Here is a 17079-nt window from a genome sequence, read left to right as displayed (position 1 = left end):
CTCTCCAAAAAAGGTCTGAACCCAACTAAATAAAGGAATCCGTCAAAACCGACCATGTCGGTCGACGGGGTTGTGCATCATGCACTGGCTTTTAACACACTGTTGAGTTCTCAAGAAACGCACGCGTGCTTCCTTGCTCGGATTCTCCTGAATCCGAACCCGGAGGCGCTTTTACTTGCTCCACTTTATCAGGCGGCCTATTTCTCCGTCAAACCCGATGGCTTGAAGAAAATCGGTCGACCTTCTTAGGATGGCGCAACCCGCTTCCGCAGGCAGCCCCCGTAACTTACCGTGCCATCCGAGGCGTGTCGAAACAACCGATTTTTCGGCGATCGCGACGCGCCCGCAGACGGCTCGGGCTTGAGCACGCCGAAGCGACTCCGCCGATTGGCTCGTCTCTATCAAGGGGCTTGCCCTGGGGCCCGTCCACCTGACCGGCGTCCGGCTCACACCCGGGGCGAACTGAAAGACTAGGTCGCGATCCGCGACACGTCAAATCGTTCCGCCCATCCCGGCGTGGCGGCCGGTCACGATTCGGGCGTCGCCCGGGCGATGGCCTCCACGCAGCGGGCCAGCAGGGCCCGCAACGCCGTGCGCTCCTCGGCGCTGAACTCGGCCGCGATCGCGCGTTCGATCAACACCGCTTGCTCGTCCGCGGCGTCCAGCGCCGCCCGACCGGCGGACGTGAGCCGGGTCTCCAGGACGTTGCGGTGCCAGGGGTGCGGCGAACGTTCGACCAGTCCGTGTTCCTCCAGGTTCTTGAGCACCACGGTCATGGCCTGCGGGGTGACGAGACACGCTCGCGCCAGCGCTGCGCCCGAGATGCCGGGACTGTCGGACAAGGCGAACAGCGCGGCGTACTGCGGAACGGTCAGCCCGGCCGGCCGGACGGCTGCCTGCTTTGCGGCGATCAGAGCCTGCTCGGCGCGCTTGATGTCCAGTCCGAGTCGTTCGTCAGCAGGCATGCCCATGGCGGCGAGCGTACAACCTCATACAGAAGTTCTAGCCTTGATGGATATCAAAGGTTTGATACTGTGCCGACGTCCCATGACCTGACAAGCGAGGAGAGCGCAGATGATTCCCGCAAGCCACCTGGACCTGCTCAGCCGACCGCTGTTCGCCCACCTGGCGACTGTCGGCCCCGACGGGGCCGTCAACGTCAACCCGGTATGGACGGTCTGGGACGGAGAGGTCCTGCGGTTCACCACCACGACGGACCGCCGGAAGTGCAGAAACGTCATGGAGAACCCTCAGGTGGCGGTCTCCGTCAACGACCCCGACGCGCCGTACCGCTATCTGGAGATCCGTGGGGTGGTCGAGCGGGTGGAGCCCGACCCGTCGGGCGACTTCTTCGACACGCTGGCCGACCGCTACGGCCTGGAGTACGAGCGGCCGGTCGCCGATGCCGAGCGGCGGGTCGTGATCGTTATGAAGCCGACACACACCACCCGGCAATAGGGCGCGCTCAGCGGCGGATGGTGATCGTCTCGGCGAGGGCCCGCACCTGCCGTGGCGACTCGAACAACTCCGCCGCCATGCCCGCCTCCCGCGCCGCGACGACGTTCACCAGGTTGTCGTCGAAGAACAGGATGTCCTGCGGCGCCGCCCCGATCCTCTCCGCACAGATCTCGTACGCCCGCCGCTCCGGCTTGGCCGCCCCGATCCGGCACGAGAACGTCAGCGAGGCGAACCGGCCCAGCCACTCACCATGACGCGATTCCCAGAAGGGCACCAGCTCGTCGATGATGTTCGACAGCAGGCCCAGCCGGTGCCCCTGGTCCGCCAGTTCGTGCACGACCTCCACCATCGACTCGTCCACGTCGCTCCAGCTGTCCAGGTCGGCGTCGATGAGCGCGGGCACGTCCGGGAAGCGCGTGCCCAGCCGGTCGGCCACCGCGCCCCAATACGCGACACCGCCCTGGCCCGCGTCATAGGACGGCCGGCAGGCCCAGTACGCCTCCCAGAACCGCTCCTCCGATACGCCCGCCAGTTCGACGAGCCGCCGCCGGCTCTCCGGACTCTGGGTCCGGGCAATCACGCCATAAAGGTCGAACACCATCACATTGGCCATGCGCCCGACCCTACGGCGCGTATCCTGCCCCGGTGACCACTGCCGCCACGCTAGCTCCCCCTGCCCGTTCCGCCGCGCGTGTCCGCACGTCAGCGCCCTGGTGGATGGCGTCCATCGCCGGGATCGCGGCGTTCACCGGCACGGGCTCCGCCACCCTGAACGGCGACGAGCTGGCCACCGTCAGCGCAGCGTCCCGGTCGTTGTCCGGGATGTGGGAGCTGGCCCAGCACATCGACGGCCATTTCTTGCCCTACTACCTGTTCATGCATTTCTGGGTGAAGGCGGGCACGGCGGAGCTGTGGTTGCGGCTCCCGTCGGCGGTGGCGATCGCCGTGGCGGCCTGGTTCCTGGCCGATCTGGGCCGGCGCCTGCACAGCGTCCGGGCCGGCGTGGTGGGTGCGGCCGTTTTCGCGATCCTGCCGACGGTGTCCTATTACGGGGCCTTCGCCAGGTCTTACGCCTTCGCCGCCGCCGCGGTCGTCCTCTCGTTCTGGGCACTGCACCGGGCGCTCGCGCGGCCGGCCGCCCGGCGGTGGGTGCTCTACGGGGTGGCGGTCGCGCTCGTGTGCTCCACGCACCTGTTCGCGGTGCTGGTGCTGCCCGCCCAGCTGTTCCCGGCCCGCCGCGACGTGCTGGCGCGGATGGCCGCGGCGCTGGCCGCCGGGTGTGTTCCCGCCGTGGTGCTGGGGCTCATCGGGTACGGCGAGCGGCACGCCATCAGCTGGATCCCGCAGCGGGGGCCGGAGGTATGGCTGAAGTTCCCGAAGATGGCGGCGGGGACGACCGGGCTCGGCGTGATGCTGTTCGCGCTGGCCGTGGCAGGGGCGGTGCTGCTGTGGGCGGCGGTGCGCGGGCGGGCGCCGGGCGTGGCCGGCGGTCCGTGGGTGTTGGCGCTGGCGGGGTGGCTCGTGCTGCCCCCAGTGCTGCTGCTCGCGGTGTCCCACCTGGTGACGCCGGTCTACGTCGACCGCTACCTGTTCGTGACCGCGCCCGCGCTGGCACTGCTCGCCGGGATGGCCGTGGCCGCTCTCCCCCGGTTCCACGTGGCGGCCGCCGTGGTGGTCGTGCTGCTCGGGTGCGTGCTGTCGGTCCAGGAGCACGTGGACGTACGCGAAGAGAACGGGCGCTTCGAGAACATCCCGTGGGCGCTGCGCGTGATCAAGGCCGAGCCCGACGACGCCATCGTGTACGGGCAGAGCCAGCTGCGCGCGGGCTTCGACTACTACGCCGACTCCTTGATGCCGGTCGACGTGCTCAGGGCGGGCGACGTCCCCGACCCAGGCGGGTTCGGCTATCCGGAGCGCTCCGATGTCTCGGCTGCCCTGGAGCGGCGCGATCGGGTGTGGGTCGTCTGGCGCGGGACGAAGAAGTCGGGGCTGGAGAGCGACGGCGTCGACCGGGTCGGGGAGGTGCGGCAGGCGGGCTTCGAGCTCGGCCTCGCCAAGCACTCCGGCGATCTGCCAGGGCTGACGGTGGCGTTGTTCACCCGCCCGTGAAGGCCTCCGAGGAGAAGGCGGGCCCTCCCCGAACGGGACGAGGCCCGCCTCGCGCGGCGGTCAGCCGACCTCGACGCCGCCGATCGACTTCTTGCCGCGGCGCAGGACCATGTAGCGCCCCGCCAGCAAGTCATCGGAGGTCGGCACGTAGGACTCGTCGGTGATCTTCACGTTGTTGAGGTACGCCCCGCCCTCCTTGACCGCCCGCCTGGCCGCCGACTTCGACTCCACCAAGCCGCTGTCGGACAGCAGGTCGACGAACGCCGCTCCGAGCGACTCGACCTTGGCCTTCGGCACCTCGGCGAGCGCGGCGCCGAGCGTGGCGGCGGGAAGCTCCTCCAGCGCGCCCTGACCGAACAGCGCCTTGGAGGCGGCCACGACCGCGTCGAGTTCGCGCTTGCCGTGAAGGAGTTCCGTGAGGTCCTCGGCCAGGGCGCGCTGGGCCTGGCGGGCGAAGGGGCGTTCGGCGACGGCCTTCTCCAGTTCCTCGATCTCCTCGCGGCTCTTGAACGTGAACACCTTGAGGTAGTGGATGACGTCACGGTCGTCGGAGTTGAGGAAGTACTGGTAGAAGGCGTAGGGCGAGGTCATCTCGGGATCGAGCCAGAGGGCGCCGCCCGCCGTCTTGCCGAACTTCGTACCGTCGGCCTTGGTGATCAGCGGCAGGGTGAGCGCGTGAACGTGCGCGCCCTCGATGCGGCGGACCAGGTCGGCGCCCGCGGTGATGTTGCCCCACTGGTCGCTGCCGCCGATCTGCAGCGTGCAGCCGTAGCGGCGGAACAGCTCCAGGTAGTCGTAGGACTGCAGGATCTGGTAGCTGAACTCGGTGTAGCTCAGGCCCTCCCCCGACAGGCGCGCGGACACGGCCTCCCTGGCCAGCATGCGGTTGACCGGGAAGTGCTTGCCGATGTCGCGCAGGAAGTCGATCGCGGTCAACTCGCCGGTCCAGTCGAGGTTGCTCACCATGAGCGCCGCGTTCGGCCGCGCGTCGAAGTCGAGGAACCGGCCGACCTGGCCGCGCAGACGTTCCACCCATTCCGCGACGATGTCGCTGGAATTGAGCGCGCGCTCGGTGTTGCGCCCGCTGGGGTCGCCGATCAGGCCGGTCGCGCCGCCGACCAGGCCGATCGGGCGGTGCCCCGCGAGCTGGAAGCGGCGCAACGTCAGCAGCGGCACGAAATGGCCGACGTGCAGCGAAGGAGCGGTGGGGTCAAAACCGGAATAGACCGTGATCGGTCCCTTGGCCATGGACGCGCGCAGGGCGTCGAGGTCGGTGGACTGCGCGATCAGGCCTCGCCACGCGAGGTCATCGAGAATGTCGGTCACGGTGCCGGCTTTCCAGTAGACGGGTTGACGTTGATTCGATACAAGCGTGCCTGATCGCTCGGGCAGGCCGCCACTTGGATACGCTTCGTGTCCATGTGGAGGGTCCGTCGCGAGCTGGCCGTTTTGAAGATCTTAGGGGGTCTGGCATGCGCCGGACTCGCCCTTTACTGGTGGGCCGGAGCCGACGTGGGCGGCGTGATCCTGGCCGTTCCCGCGGCCGTGCTTCTCGGCGCGATGGGCCTGCGTGACCTGCTCGTTCCCGTACGGCTGGCGGCCGACGAGAGCGGGATCACCGTGGTGCACGGGTTCGCGGGCAGGCGGCACGTGCCGTGGGAGGCGATCTGCGACATCAAGGTCGACGTCCGCAGGCGGTGGGGGCTGCGCAGCGAGATGCTGGAAATCGACACCGGGGACTTCCTGCACGTCTTCAGCCCTCACGAGTTGGGCGCCTCCCCCACGGACGTGGCCGCGGCGTTGCGGCGCCGGGGCACGTGAGCGCGGTACGGCGAGACGGTCGGGTCGCCGTCGATCCAGAACCGCCACGGCGTCTCCTTGGCCGTCGAGACGCCCGTGCGGGGGCCTGACCTGATGGCGGACGGGTCCGCGGGGCGGCCCTCCAGCATGACCACCGCGCCGTGCGGGACGCCGGTGAGCCGGTGATCCCGCGTTAAGAGCGTCTCCGTCTCGCCGGGCGCGCCCGGCCAGATCGCGTCGATCCCGTTGTGCTCGCGGAGCAGGCCGAGGGCGACCGCGAGCCTGGCCGGACCGCGGCCGAGATCACGATCGGCGACCCGGCGGCCGGCTCCCGCGGGCGCGGAAGCCGAGCCGCCCGTACGGCGGGCGCGGGCGACGTCCACGCCCGCCACCACCTCGCCCGCCCGCAGCAGCACGGCCGAGCCCGAGCCCTCCGGCAGGCACACGAGGTTCGCGCAGAAGTGCATGCCGTAGGTGAAGTAGACGTAGACGTGGCCGGGCCGGCCGAACATGACGGCGTTACGCGGTGTTCTGCCGCGATAGGTGTGGGCCGCCGGATCCTCTCCCGGGCCGCCGTACGCCTCGACCTCGGTCAGGCGCACGGCGACGGGACCGTGCACGAGGACGCGCCCGAGCAGGTCGGGCGCCACCTCGGGCGACGGCCGGTCGAAGAAGCTCCGCGGCAGCGGGGCGGAGCTCAGCTGCCCGCCGCCCATGCCGCCTGCGCGTCGACGGACTCGCGCAGCGCGACGAGCTGGTCGCGTACGCGGTCGGGTGCGGTGCCGCCGTAGGCCTTGCGCGCGGCCAGCGCGCCGGGCACGCTGAGCACGTCGCGGACGTCCGGGGTCAGGTGCGGCGACACCTTGACCAGCTCGTCGTCGGTCAGCTCGCCCAGGTCCTTGTCGTTGACCTGGCACCACACCACGAGATGGCCGACCGCCTCGTGCGCCTCGCGGAACGCCACCCCGCGGCGCACGAGCAGCTCGGCCAGGTCGGTGGCGAGCGCGAACCCGTCGGGGGCCGAGGCCTCCATGCGGGCGGTGTTGACGCGCATCGTCGCCACCAGGCCGGCCATCGCGGGCAGGACCAGCAGCAGCGTGTCGACCGCGTCGAACACCGGCTCCTTGTCCTCCTGCAGGTCACGGTTGTAGGTCAGCGGCAGGCCCTTGAGCGTGGTCAGCAGCGCCGTCAGGTCGCCGATGAGCCGCCCCGACTTGCCGCGGGCCAGCTCGGCCACGTCGGGGTTCTTCTTCTGCGGCATGATCGACGAGCCGGTGGAGTAGGCGTCGTCCATCTCGATCCAGCGGAACTCCTGCGAGGCCCACAGAACGATCTCCTCGCCGAGCCGCGACAGGTGAATGCCGATCATGGCCGCGTCGAACAGGAACTCCGCCGCGAAGTCGCGGTCGGCGACGGCGTCCATCGAGTTGGGCGCGGCGGCGGAGAAGCCCAGCTCCTCGGCAACGGCCTGCGGGTCGAGCGGCAACGACGATCCCGCCAGCGCGCCGGCCCCGAGCGGGGAGATCGCGGCGCGTTTGTCCCAGTCGGTGATGCGGTCGATGTCGCGGGCGAAGGCGTGCACGTGGGCCAGGAGCTGATGGCCGAACGAGACCGGCTGCGCGTGCTGCAGGTGCGTCATGCCGGGCGCGGCCGTGCCGGCGTGCTGCTCGGCCTGCGCCATCAGCGCCGTCTCCAGCTCGACCAGGCGGGAGACGATCGTACGGGCGTGATCGCGAAGGTAGAGGCGCAGGTCGGTGGCGATCTGGTCGTTGCGCGAGCGCCCGGCGCGGAGCTTGCCGCCGAGCGAGCCGAGCCGCTCCAGCAGGCCGCGCTCCAGCGCGGTGTGCACGTCCTCGTCGGCGACCGTCGGCCGGAACTCGCCCGCCTTGCAGGCGCGCTCCAGGTCGTCGAGCGCGCCGATCATGCGCTCGAGCTCCTCCTCGCTGAGCAGCCCCGCCCTGTGCAGCACCCGGGCGTGCGCCCTGGACGCCGCCAGGTCGTACGGGACGAGCCGCCAGTCGAAGTGCACGCTCACCGACAGCCGGGTCAGCGCGTCGGACGGACCTCCTTCGAAGCGTCCGCCCCACAGCCGCATCGGCTTGCCATCACTCACCGTCATCTCCTCCGTGCCGTGTTCAATGATCGCGCCCGCTTCGTGGTCGTCGGCATCGTGTCTCGCTGCTCCCCCGAGCTCCTGCGCTCCGGCCGCGACCTTAGTGCAACTCAACGCCTTTTCGCGTCGCGCGCGGCCGCGATCTTAGCCGGGAGGGAGAAGAGCTGGACGAAGCCCTTGGCCAGTGACTGGTCGAACGTGTCGCCGGTGTCGTAGGTGGCGAGCGAGAAATCGTACAGGGAGTCGTCGGAGCGGCGGCCGGTCACGGTGGCGTTGCCGCCGTGCAGGGTCATCCGGACCTCCCCGTTGACGTGCTTCTGGACGTCGGCGATGAGCGCGTCGAGCGCGTTCTTGAGCGGCGAGAACCACAGGCCGTCGTAGACGAGCTCGCTCCACCTCTGGTCGACGCCCCGCTTGAAGCGGGCCAGGTCTCGCTCGACGGTGACGCTCTCCAGCTCCTTGTGGGCGGCGATGAGCGCGATCGCGCCGGGCGCTTCGTACACCTCGCGCGACTTGATGCCGACCAGCCGGTCCTCGACCATGTCGATCCGGCCGACGCCCTGCGCGCCGGCGCGCCGGTTGAGCTCGTCGACCACCTGGAAGGGCGTGAGGGCCCTGCCGTCGACCTTGACCGGGACACCCTGCTCGAACGTGACGACGACCTCGTCGGCCGGGCGCGGCTGCTTGGGGTCGGCGGTGTAGGAGTAGACCTCCTCGGTCGGTCCGTTCCAGATGTCCTCGAGGAAGCCGGTCTCGACGGCGCGGCCCCAGAGGTTCTGGTCGATGGAGAACGGGTTCTTCTTCGACGTCTCGATGGGCAGGCCCTTGGCCTCGGCGTACTCGATGGCCTTGTCGCGGGTCCAGGCGAAGTCTCTCGCGGGCGCGATGATCTCGAGATCGGGGGCCAGCGCGGCCAGCCCGGCCTCGAAGCGGACCTGGTCGTTGCCCTTGCCGGTGCAGCCGTGGGAGACGATGGTGCCGCCGAAGCGCTTGGCCGCCGACACCAGGTGCTTGACGATGAGGGGGCGCGAGAGCGACGACACCAGCGGGTAGCGGTCCATGTAGAGGGCGTTGGCCTGGAGCGCGGGCACGCAGAAGTCGGCGGCGAACTCCTCTCTCGCGTCCACGACGACCGACTCGACCGCGCCGCAGTCCATGGCCCGCTTCTGGATCTGCTCCATGTCCTCGCCGCCCTGGCCGAGGTCCACGGCGACGCAGACGACCTCGGCGTTCATCTTCTCGGCGAGGTAGGGGATGGCGACCGAGGTGTCGAGACCGCCGGAATATGCGAGAACCACTCTGTCGGGCATTGTGCTTCGTCTCCAGTGCTGAATGTCAGGATGTCCCGTGCGGCGGAGCCCACTCACGCGGAGTGGGCTAACTACGTCGGTCGGCCACCTTCAGCAACGCGTCGGCGACCGCCTGACCGCCGGTCGGATCGCGGCTGATGACGAGGATCGTGTCGTCACCCGCCACGGTCCCGAGAATGGACTCCCAGTCGGCGTGGTCGATGGCGGAGGCCAGGAACTGGGCCGCGCCCGGAGGGGTTCTCACGATGACCAGGTTGGCCGAGGCCTCCGCCGCGACCAGCAGCTCTTCCGCGATGCGGTGCAGCCGCGCCGCCGGGGTCTCGCCGGTGCCGAGCCTGGCCAGCGGGATGCGGCCACCGCCCTCGCCGGGCAGCGCGTAGACCAGCGAGCCGTCCTCGGCGCGCAGCTTGAGCGCGCCGAGCTCGTCGAGGTCGCGCGAGAGCGTGGCCTGGGTGACCTCGACGCCGCTCTCGGCGAGCAGCTTGGCCAGCTCGGGCTGGGAGCGCACGGCCTGCCGCTGCAGCAGGTCGGTGATCTTCGCCTGCCGCGCCGCCTTGGTCATCGGAATGATCATGCGCCCTCCGGGCTCCTGATCGGGTCGGCGTGCGTGGCCAGCCAGTGCAGCAGCGCCTTCTGGGCGTGCAGGCGGTTCTCCGCCTGGTCCCACACGACGCTCCGCGGGCCTTCGAGGACCTCCTCGGTGATCTCGTTGCCGCGGTAGGCGGGCAGGCAGTGCAACACGATCGCGTCGGGCGCGGCGTGGCGGAGCAGCTCGGCGTTCACCTGGTACGGCATGAGCGCGGCGACCCGCTCCTCCTTCCCGTCCTGCCCCATGGACACCCACGTGTCGGTGGCGACCACATGTGCGCCGTCGACGGCGGCCACCGGGTCGGTCAGCGCGACGACGGAGCCGCCGGACTTGGCGGCGATCGCGGCGGCCTGGTCGAGGATGACCGGGTCGGGCTGGTAGCCGGCCGGGGCGGCGATCCGTACGTGCAGGCCGGCCGTGGCGCCGCCGAGCAGGTAGGAGTGGGCCATGTTGTTGGCGCCGTCGCCCAGGTAGGTCAGCGTGAACCCGGCCGTGCGGCCCAGCCGCTCGTTGACGGTCTGCAGGTCGGCGAGGATCTGGCAGGGGTGGAACGCGTCGGTGAGCGCGTTGACGACCGGCACCCGGGAGTGGGCGGCCATCTCGTCGATGAGCTCCTGCCCTGAGGTGCGCCAGACGATGGCGGCGACCTGCCGGTCCAGCACCCTGGCGAGGTCGGCGGTCGGCTCGCCGCGGCCCATGAGCACCGAGACGTTGTCGACGACCAGCGGCAGGCCGCCGAGCTCGCCGATGCCGGTGTGGAAGGAGATGCGGGTCCTGGCGGACGGCTTGTCGAACAGCACCGCGACGGTGCGCGGCCCCTCGAACGGCCGGTAGCCGAACCGGTCCTTCTTCATCGCGGCGGCGAGCTCCAGCACCTCCGCCTGCTCGGCCGGCGACAGGTCGTCGTCTCTGAGGAAGTGACGGATGGTCATGCGGCCGCCTCCGTAAGGATCCGCGGGAAGGACGCCACCAGGGCGTCCACCTCGTCGGCCGTCACGACGAGCGGCGGCGCCAGGCGCACCGCGTCCGGCTGGAGCGCGTTGACCAGGAAGCCGGCCGCCGCGGCGGCCTCCTGCACCTGGGCCGCGCGCGGCTCGCGCAGCACCGTGGCCAGCCACAGGCCACGACCGCGCACGCCCTCGAGCAGCGGGTGGTCGACGGCCTCCAGCCCTTCGCGCAGCCGTGCGGCCACCGACCTGACGTGGCCGAGGTCGAGGTTGTCGAGGACGGCCAGCGCCGCGGCGCAGGAGACCGGGTTGCCGCCGAACGTCGAGCCGTGGTCGCCCTTCTCGAACAACCTGCCCACGTCGCCGAAGCCCACGCAGGCGCCGATCGGCAGGCCGCCGCCCAGGCCCTTGGCCAGGGTCAGGATGTCGGGGGTGATGCCGTCGGCCTGGTGGGCGAACCAGTGGCCGGTGCGGCCGATGGCGGACTGGATCTCGTCGGCGACCAGCAGCGCGCCGGTCGAGTCGCAGATCTCGCGGGCCGCCTCGAGGTAGCCGTCGGGCGGCGGCACCACGCCTGCCTCGCCCTGGGTGGGCTCCAGGAAGAGCGCGATGCAGTCGCCGGTCACGGTCTCCTTGAGCGCGTCGGCGTCGCCGTACGGGACGAAACGCACCTCCACCGGGAACGGGCCGAACTGGTCGCGGATCGCCTTCTTGCCGGTCAGGGAGAGCGCGCCGATCGTGCGGCCGTGGAAGCCGTTCTCGGCGGCGACGAAGTAGGAGCGGCCCTCGCGCCTGCCGTGTTTGAGCGCGAGCTTGTAGGCGGCCTCGTTCGCCTCGGTGCCGGAGTTGGCGAAGAAGACCCTGGCCGGGGCGTCGAGCATGCCGAGGAGCCTCTCGGCGAGCAGGACCTCGGGCTCGTGCAGGAACAGGTTGCTGGTGTGGGCGAGCGTGGCGACCTGCCGGGAGACGGCCTCGACCAGGGCGGGGTGGGCGTGGCCGAGCGAGCTGACCGCGATGCCGCCGATGAAGTCGAGATATTCCCTGCCGTCGACGTCCCATACGCGGGTGCCCTCGCCTCGGGCCAGCGCCACAGGGGGGACCCCGTAGTTGCCCATGAAGGCTTCTTCGAACCGTTGGAACAGGTCCATCAGGGCATCACCATCGTTCCGATCCCTTCGTTGGTGAAGATCTCCAGCAGCATCGAGTGGGGCACGCGGCCGTCGAGCACATGGGCCCGGGGCACGCCCCCTTGCACGGCCGTCAGGCAGGCCTCCATCTTGGGCACCATGCCGCTGGACAGGGTGGGCATCATGGTCGCGAGCTCGTCGGCGCTCAGCTCGTCGATCACGTCGGTGTCGTCGGGCCAGTTGGCGTACAGGCCCTCCACGTCGGTGAGCACGATCAGTTTGCGGGCCTGCAGGGCCACGGCGAGCGCGGCGGCCGCGGTGTCGGCGTTCACGTTGTAGATCTCGCCGTCGTCTCCCCGCGCCACGCTGGAGACGATCGGGATGCGGCCGTCGTCGAGCAGGGCGCCGACCGCCCCGGGCTCGACCTTGATGATCTCGCCGACCTGGCCGATGTCGACCGGCTCGCCGTCGACGATCGCGTGTTTGCGCACCGCGGTGAACAGGTGGGCGTCCTCGCCGGACATGCCGACGGCGAACGGGCCGTGCCGGTTGACCAGGCCCACGATGTCGCGGTTGACCTGGCCGACCAGCACCATCCTGACGACCTGCATGGCCTCGGGCGTGGTGACCCGCAGCCCGGCGGTGAACGTGGACTCGATGCCCAGCCGGTCGAGCGCGCTGCTGATCTGCGGGCCGCCGCCGTGCACGACGACCGGGCGCAGGCCGGCGTGGCGCAGGAAGACGACGTCCTCGGCGAAGCCGGACTTGAGCGCCTCGTCGGTCATCGCGTTGCCGCCGTACTTGATGACGACGGTCGCGCCGTGGAAGCGGGTCAGCCACGGCAGGGCTTCGATCAGCGCCTCTGCCTTGGTGTGCGCGGTGGTCAGCCTCATGAGGAGTACGCCGAGTTCTCGTGGACGTAGGCGGCCGTCAGGTCGGTGGTGTGGACGGTCGCGGTGTGCGGGCCGGCCGACAGGTCGATGGTGATCGTCACGTCTCTGGCGCTCATGTCCACCTTGTCGCGGTCGTCACCCACCGCGCCGCCCCGGCAGATCCAGATGCCGTTGATGGCGACGTTGAGGCGGTCGGGCTCGAACTCGGCGTCGGTGGTGCCGACGGCGGCCAGCACGCGGCCCCAGTTGGGGTCCTCGCCGTGGATGGCGCACTTGAGCAGGCTGGACCGGGCGACCGCGCGGCCCACTTGCACGGCGTCGTCCTCGTCCGCCGCGCCGACCACCTCGATGGCGATGGCCTTTGAGGCTCCCTCGGCGTCGACGAGCAGCTGCCTGGCCAGGTCGGCGCAGACCTCGGTGACCTTCTGCTCGAACTCGTCGAGGTCGGGCCTGACCCCGGAGACGCCGCTGGACAGCAGGAGCACGGTGTCGTTGGTCGACATGCAGCCGTCGGTGTCGAGCCGGTCGAACGTGACGGCCGTGGCCCTGCGCAGCACGGTGTCGAGCTCGTCGCCGGTCAGGTCGGCGTCAGTGGTGATCACGCAGAGCATGGTGGCCAGGGCGGGGGCGAGCATGCCGGCGCCCTTGGCCATCCCGCCGACCATGTAGGCGCCGTCCTCGTCGGCGCCGCCGCGCTTGAACGAGATCTTGGAGACGGTGTCGGTGGTGCGGATGGCGTCGGCCGCGGCCAGGCCGCCGTCGCGGGCGAGCTGGGCGGCGGCCGTATCGACACCCGCCAGCAACTCGTCCATCGGCAGCCGCTCGCCGATGAGGCCGGTCGAGCAGACCGCGACCTCGCCCGCGGAGTCCTGCAGGAGTCCGGCCACCTTCTCGGCGGTGGCGTGCGTGTCCTGGAAACCCTCGGGGCCGGTGCAGGCGTTGGCTCCGCCGGAGTTGAGCACGACCGCGCGCACCCGCCCGCCCGCCAGGACCTGCTGCGACCAGAGCACGGGGGCGGCCTTGACGCGGTTGGCGGTGAAGACGCCCGCGGCGGCGCGGCTGGGTCCGTCGTTGACGACGAGAGCGAGATCGCGGGCGCCGCCGGGCTTGATCCCTGCGGCGACTCCCGCGGCCCTGAAACCTAGGGGTGCCGTGACGCTCATGCCACCGCCTTCTGCGGGGACGGGAGCGATGAGCTCCCGTGCTCGTCGGTTGATGCGCTGCGCTTGCTCAAGGTGCAACTCCTGTCAGGGGGAGGCCGAGCTCTTCCGGCAGGCCGAGGGCGATGTTGACGCTCTGGACGGCGCCCCCGGCCGTGCCCTTGGTGAGGTTGTCGATGGCGATGACGGCGACCACGCGGCCCGCGCGCTCGTCGAGCGTCACCTGCAGGGCTGCGGTGTTGGCGCCGTAGGTCATGGCGGTGGCCGGCCAGACGCCCTCCGGCAGCAGCTTGACGAACGGCTCGCTCTTGAGCGCGACCTCGTACGCCGTGCGCAGCGACTCCTTGGTGACGCCGGGAGCGGCCGGGGCGGAGCAGGTGGCGAGGATGCCGCGGCTCATGGGGGCCAGCGTCGGGGTGAACGAGACGCGCACGGGAGCGCCGGCGACCGCCGACAGCCCCTGCTCCATCTCGGGCGTGTGCCGGTGGGCGCCGCCCACGGCGTACGCGCCGGCCGAGCCCATGACCTCGCTGCCGAGCAGGTGGGGTTTGAGCGACCTGCCCGCGCCGCTGGTGCCGGAGGCGGCGACGACGACCACGTCGTGCCCGGCCAGCCCGGCGGCGAACGCGGGCGACAGGGCGAGCAGGACGGAGGTCGGGTAGCACCCGGGGACGGCGATCCTGGTCGCCCGCCTGAGCACCTCGCGCTGTCCGGGCAGCTCGGGCAGGCCGTAGGGCCAGGTGCCGGCGTGCTCGCCGCCGTAGAACTCCTGCCAGGCGGCGGGGTCGGCGAGCCGGTGGTCGGCGCCGCAGTCGACGACCAGCGTCTCTTCGCCGAGGGAGGCGGCGACGGCGGCCGAGTGGCCGTGCGGCAGCGCGAGGAAGACCACGTCGTGCCCGGCGAGCGTGGCGGAGGTGGTGTCGTCGAGGACGCGGTCGGCCAGTTGCGGCAGGTGCGGCTGGTGGGCGCCGAGACGGCTGCCCGCGCTCGAGGCCGCGGTGAGCGCCCCGATCTCGAACTCCGGATGGCCCAGCAGGAGGCGGAGCAGCTCTCCGCCCGCGTAACCGCTGGCTCCCGCGATCGCCGCCCTCATCCCGCCGCCTCCTGCATATTCATGCATCATAGCTCATGACCTTGCTGGTGAAAATGATGCACTGGCGAGGATGAATATGCAAGCCGAGATGAGCCCAGACGACCACATCGTGAGACCCGGCGGCCTCTGGTGACGCGTCCAGCGCTACCGCCCCGCAAGGGTCATAAGGGTCATGACCTGGGCGGACGCGTGGACGCCCGCGAAGAGGGCCGGAGCGCGCCGCCCGGCTTCCCCGGGGGCGGCCCTGGCGACGGGGGCATCGGACGGCCAGGGCAGAACGGACCCGGCACGCGGCTGCCGGCATGAGGGGCGCCGGGCGGCTCCTTGCATGCCTTCACCTATGACCCGGCGACCGCGATGTTAATCCTGGGTGTCGCAGATTCTCAGGAGGGGACGTACCGGGCGGGCCCGTTCCCAGGCCCGCCCCGGTCCCGTGTCAGCGGAGGAAGGCGGCGGCCACGCCCGCGTCCACCGGGACGTGCAGCCCCGTGGTGTGGGTCAGGTCGCCGCCGGTGAGCGCGAAGACCGCGGCGGCCACGTGCTCGGGAAGGACCTCCCGCTTGAGCAGGGTGCGCTGGGCGTAGAACTCGCCCAGCTTCTCCTCCTCCACCCCGTAGACGGCCGCGCGGTTGGCGCCCCAGCCGGAGGCGAAGATGCCGGAGCCGCGCACCACGCCGTCGGGGTTGACGCCGTTGACGCGGATGCCGTGCCCGCCCAGCTCGGCGGCCAACAGCCGCACCTGGTGCGCCTGGTCGGCCTTGGCGGCGCCGTAGGCGACGTTGTTCGGGCCGGCGAAGACGGCGTTCTTGGAGGAGATGTAGACGATGTCGCCGCCCATGGCCTGGTCGATCATGACCTTGGCGGTCTCGCGGGAGACCAGGAACGAGCCGCGCGCCATGACGTCGTGCTGCAGGTCCCAGTCGGCCAGGGTGGTCTCCAGCAGCGCGCGCGACAACGACAGGCCGGCGTTGTTGACCACCAGGTCCACGCCGCCGAAGGCGAGCACGCCCGCGCGGACGGCCGCGACGACCTGCTCCTCCGACGTGACGTCGACCGCGACCGCCACGGCCACGTCCGACTCTCGGTACGCACCCGCGCCCAGCTCGGCGGCCACCTTCTCGGCGGCGGCCACGTCGCGGTCGGCGACGATCACGCACGCGCCCTCGGCGGCGAGCCTGCGCGCGGTGGCCGCGCCGATGCCGGAGCCGCCGCCGGTGACCAGCGCGACGCGCGTGGCCAGCGGCTTGGGCCTGGGCATGCGGCGGAGCTTGGCCTCCTCCAGCTCCCAGTACTCGATGCGGAACTTCTCCGACTCGGGGATGGGGGCGTACGTGGACACGGACTCCGCGCCGCGCATGACGTTGATGGCGTTGACGTAGAACTCCCCGGCCACGCGGGCGGTCTGCTTGTCCTTGCCGAACGAGAACATGCCGACGCCCGGCACGAGCACGATCGCCGGGTCGGCGCCGCGCATGGGGGGCGAGGCGGGGATGGCGTGCCGCTCGTAGTAGGCGGTGTAGTCCGCGCGGTAGGCGGCGTGCAGCTCGCGCAGCCGCTCGGCCGCCCGCTCCAGCGGCGCGTCCGGGGGCAGGTCGAGCACGAGCGGCGCGACCTTGGTGCGCAGGAAATGGTCGGGGCAGGACGTGCCCAGCGCCGCCAGCCTCGGATGCTCGGCCCGGGAGACGAAGTCGAGCACCTCGGGCGTGTCGGTGTAGTGGCCGACGACGCGCATGTCGGTGGCGGCCAGGCCGCGGATCACCGGGAACAGCGCGGCGGCGCGGGCGTGCCGCTCCTCCTCCTGCAGCGTCCGGTGGATCACCGGGCCGAACGGGTCCTCGCGGCCGTGCTCGGACAGGTACGCCTCGGCGGTCCTGATGATCTCCAGCGAGCGGGCCTCGCACTCCTCGGACGTCGAGCCCCACGCGGTGATGCCGTGGCCGCCGAGGACGCACCCGATGGCCCGCGGGTTCGCCTCCTTGATCGCGGCGATGTCGAGGCCCAGCTGGAAGCCCGGCCGCCGCCACGGCACCCACACGACCCGGTCGCCGAACACGCGCCCGGTCAGCTCCTCGCCGTCGGCGGCGGTGGCCAGCGCGATGCCCGCGTCGGGGTGGAGGTGGTCGACGTGCGCGGCCTCCACGAGACCGTGCATGGCGGTGTCGATCGACGGCGCGGCCCCGCCCTTGCCATGCAGGCAGTAGCCGAACGCCGCCACCATCTCGTCCTCGCGCTCCACGCCCGGGTAGACGCCCTTGAGTGCGCGCAGCCGGTCGAGGCGGAGCACGGCCAGGCCCGGCTCCTTGAGCGTGCCCAGGTCGCCGCCGGAGCCCTTGACCCAGAGCAGCTCGACGTCCTCGCCGGTGACCGGGTCGGGCGCGGCGCCCTTGGCCGAGGTGTTGCCGCCCGCGAAGTTGGTGTTGCGCGGGTCGGCGCCCAGGCGGTGGGAGCGTTCGAGCAGTTCGTTCACGACGTCCATGGTG

Annotated in this window: 16 protein-coding genes; 3 read left to right on the top strand and 13 right to left on the bottom strand. The window is 71.1% G+C overall.

The window, feature by feature from the left end:
• Positions 1-527: 527 nt before the first annotated feature.
• On the bottom strand, positions 528-971 hold the full coding sequence (locus E1292_RS26530) for a MarR family winged helix-turn-helix transcriptional regulator (protein WP_220447073.1): 444 nt from the start codon (positions 969-971) through the stop codon (positions 528-530).
• Positions 972-1074: 103 nt separating this feature from the next.
• Here E1292_RS26530 and E1292_RS26525 point away from each other — a divergent pair, with 103 nt between their 5' ends.
• Entirely contained in the window at positions 1075-1458 is a 384-nt protein-coding gene (locus E1292_RS26525; RefSeq protein ID WP_132597920.1) for a PPOX class F420-dependent oxidoreductase, read from the top strand.
• Between the two features lie 7 nt (positions 1459-1465).
• On the opposite strand, the gene E1292_RS26520 is transcribed toward E1292_RS26525, so the two are convergent.
• A complete protein-coding gene (locus E1292_RS26520) occupies positions 1466-2071 on the bottom strand; it encodes an HAD family hydrolase (RefSeq protein ID WP_246090344.1) in 606 nt (201 codons plus the stop codon).
• A 32-nt stretch (positions 2072-2103) separates the two neighbouring features.
• On the opposite strand from E1292_RS26520, the gene E1292_RS26515 reads away from it, so the two are divergent.
• Positions 2104-3567: a glycosyltransferase family 39 protein gene (locus E1292_RS26515; RefSeq protein ID WP_246090343.1), complete on the top strand. Its 1464-nt coding sequence runs from the start codon at positions 2104-2106 to the stop codon at positions 3565-3567.
• A 60-nt stretch (positions 3568-3627) separates the two neighbouring features.
• Here E1292_RS26515 and tyrS read toward each other — a convergent pair whose 3' ends face one another.
• Entirely contained in the window at positions 3628-4893 is a 1266-nt protein-coding gene (tyrS, locus tag E1292_RS26510) for a tyrosine--tRNA ligase (protein WP_132597919.1), read from the bottom strand.
• Positions 4894-4986: 93 nt separating this feature from the next.
• Between tyrS and E1292_RS26505 the strand changes: the two genes are divergently transcribed.
• Positions 4987-5388 carry a PH domain-containing protein gene (locus E1292_RS26505; protein WP_132597918.1) on the top strand — a complete coding sequence of 134 codons (402 nt, stop codon included), beginning with the start codon at positions 4987-4989 and terminating at the stop codon, positions 5386-5388.
• Here E1292_RS26505 and E1292_RS26500 read toward each other — a convergent pair.
• The 10 genes from E1292_RS26500 to E1292_RS26455 all read right to left on the bottom strand — a co-directional run bounded on the left by E1292_RS26500 (position 5328) and on the right by E1292_RS26455 (position 17075).
• Positions 5328-6083 (bottom strand): DNA-3-methyladenine glycosylase, encoded by a 756-nt coding sequence (locus tag E1292_RS26500; protein ID WP_132597917.1) that lies wholly within the window; start codon positions 6081-6083, stop codon positions 5328-5330. The genes E1292_RS26505 and E1292_RS26500 overlap by 61 nt on opposite strands.
• Entirely contained in the window at positions 6065-7486 is a 1422-nt protein-coding gene (gene argH, locus E1292_RS26495; protein ID WP_132597916.1) for an argininosuccinate lyase, read from the bottom strand. Before argH ends, E1292_RS26500 begins: the two co-directional genes overlap by 19 nt.
• Positions 7487-7590: 104 nt before the next feature.
• On the bottom strand, positions 7591-8790 hold the full coding sequence (locus E1292_RS26490) for an argininosuccinate synthase (RefSeq protein ID WP_132597915.1): 1200 nt from the start codon (positions 8788-8790) through the stop codon (positions 7591-7593).
• 67 nt (positions 8791-8857) lie between these two features.
• Entirely contained in the window at positions 8858-9364 is a 507-nt protein-coding gene (locus E1292_RS26485; protein WP_132597914.1) for an arginine repressor, read from the bottom strand.
• Complete coding sequence (argF, locus tag E1292_RS26480; RefSeq protein ID WP_132597913.1) at positions 9361-10311, bottom strand: ornithine carbamoyltransferase; 951 nt, start codon at positions 10309-10311, stop codon at positions 9361-9363. The genes E1292_RS26485 and argF overlap by 4 nt, the downstream gene beginning before the upstream one ends.
• Positions 10308-11474 (bottom strand): acetylornithine transaminase, encoded by a 1167-nt coding sequence (locus E1292_RS26475; protein WP_132597912.1) that lies wholly within the window; start codon positions 11472-11474, stop codon positions 10308-10310. The genes argF and E1292_RS26475 overlap by 4 nt, the downstream gene beginning before the upstream one ends.
• Positions 11474-12346 (bottom strand): acetylglutamate kinase, encoded by an 873-nt coding sequence (gene argB / locus E1292_RS26470; RefSeq protein WP_132597911.1) that lies wholly within the window; start codon positions 12344-12346, stop codon positions 11474-11476. The genes E1292_RS26475 and argB overlap by 1 nt, the downstream gene beginning before the upstream one ends.
• Positions 12343-13509: a bifunctional glutamate N-acetyltransferase/amino-acid acetyltransferase ArgJ gene (gene argJ, locus E1292_RS26465; RefSeq protein ID WP_132597910.1), complete on the bottom strand. Its 1167-nt coding sequence runs from the start codon at positions 13507-13509 to the stop codon at positions 12343-12345. The genes argB and argJ overlap by 4 nt, the downstream gene beginning before the upstream one ends.
• A 67-nt stretch (positions 13510-13576) precedes the next feature.
• A complete protein-coding gene (gene argC, locus E1292_RS26460; RefSeq protein WP_132597909.1) occupies positions 13577-14599 on the bottom strand; it encodes an N-acetyl-gamma-glutamyl-phosphate reductase in 1023 nt (340 codons plus the stop codon).
• A gap of 436 nt (positions 14600-15035) precedes the next feature.
• Complete coding sequence (locus E1292_RS26455; protein ID WP_132597908.1) at positions 15036-17075, bottom strand: bifunctional aldolase/short-chain dehydrogenase; 2040 nt, start codon at positions 17073-17075, stop codon at positions 15036-15038.
• Between the last annotated feature and the right edge of the window lie 4 nt (positions 17076-17079).

Origin of the sequence: Nonomuraea deserti (genome assembly GCF_004348685.1) — a bacterium.
In the GTDB taxonomy this organism is placed as follows: Bacteria; Actinomycetota; Actinomycetes; order Streptosporangiales; family Streptosporangiaceae; genus Nonomuraea; species Nonomuraea deserti.
Note: the sequence above shows the minus strand (reverse complement) of the source record. Positions and strands in the feature narration are given on the sequence as shown.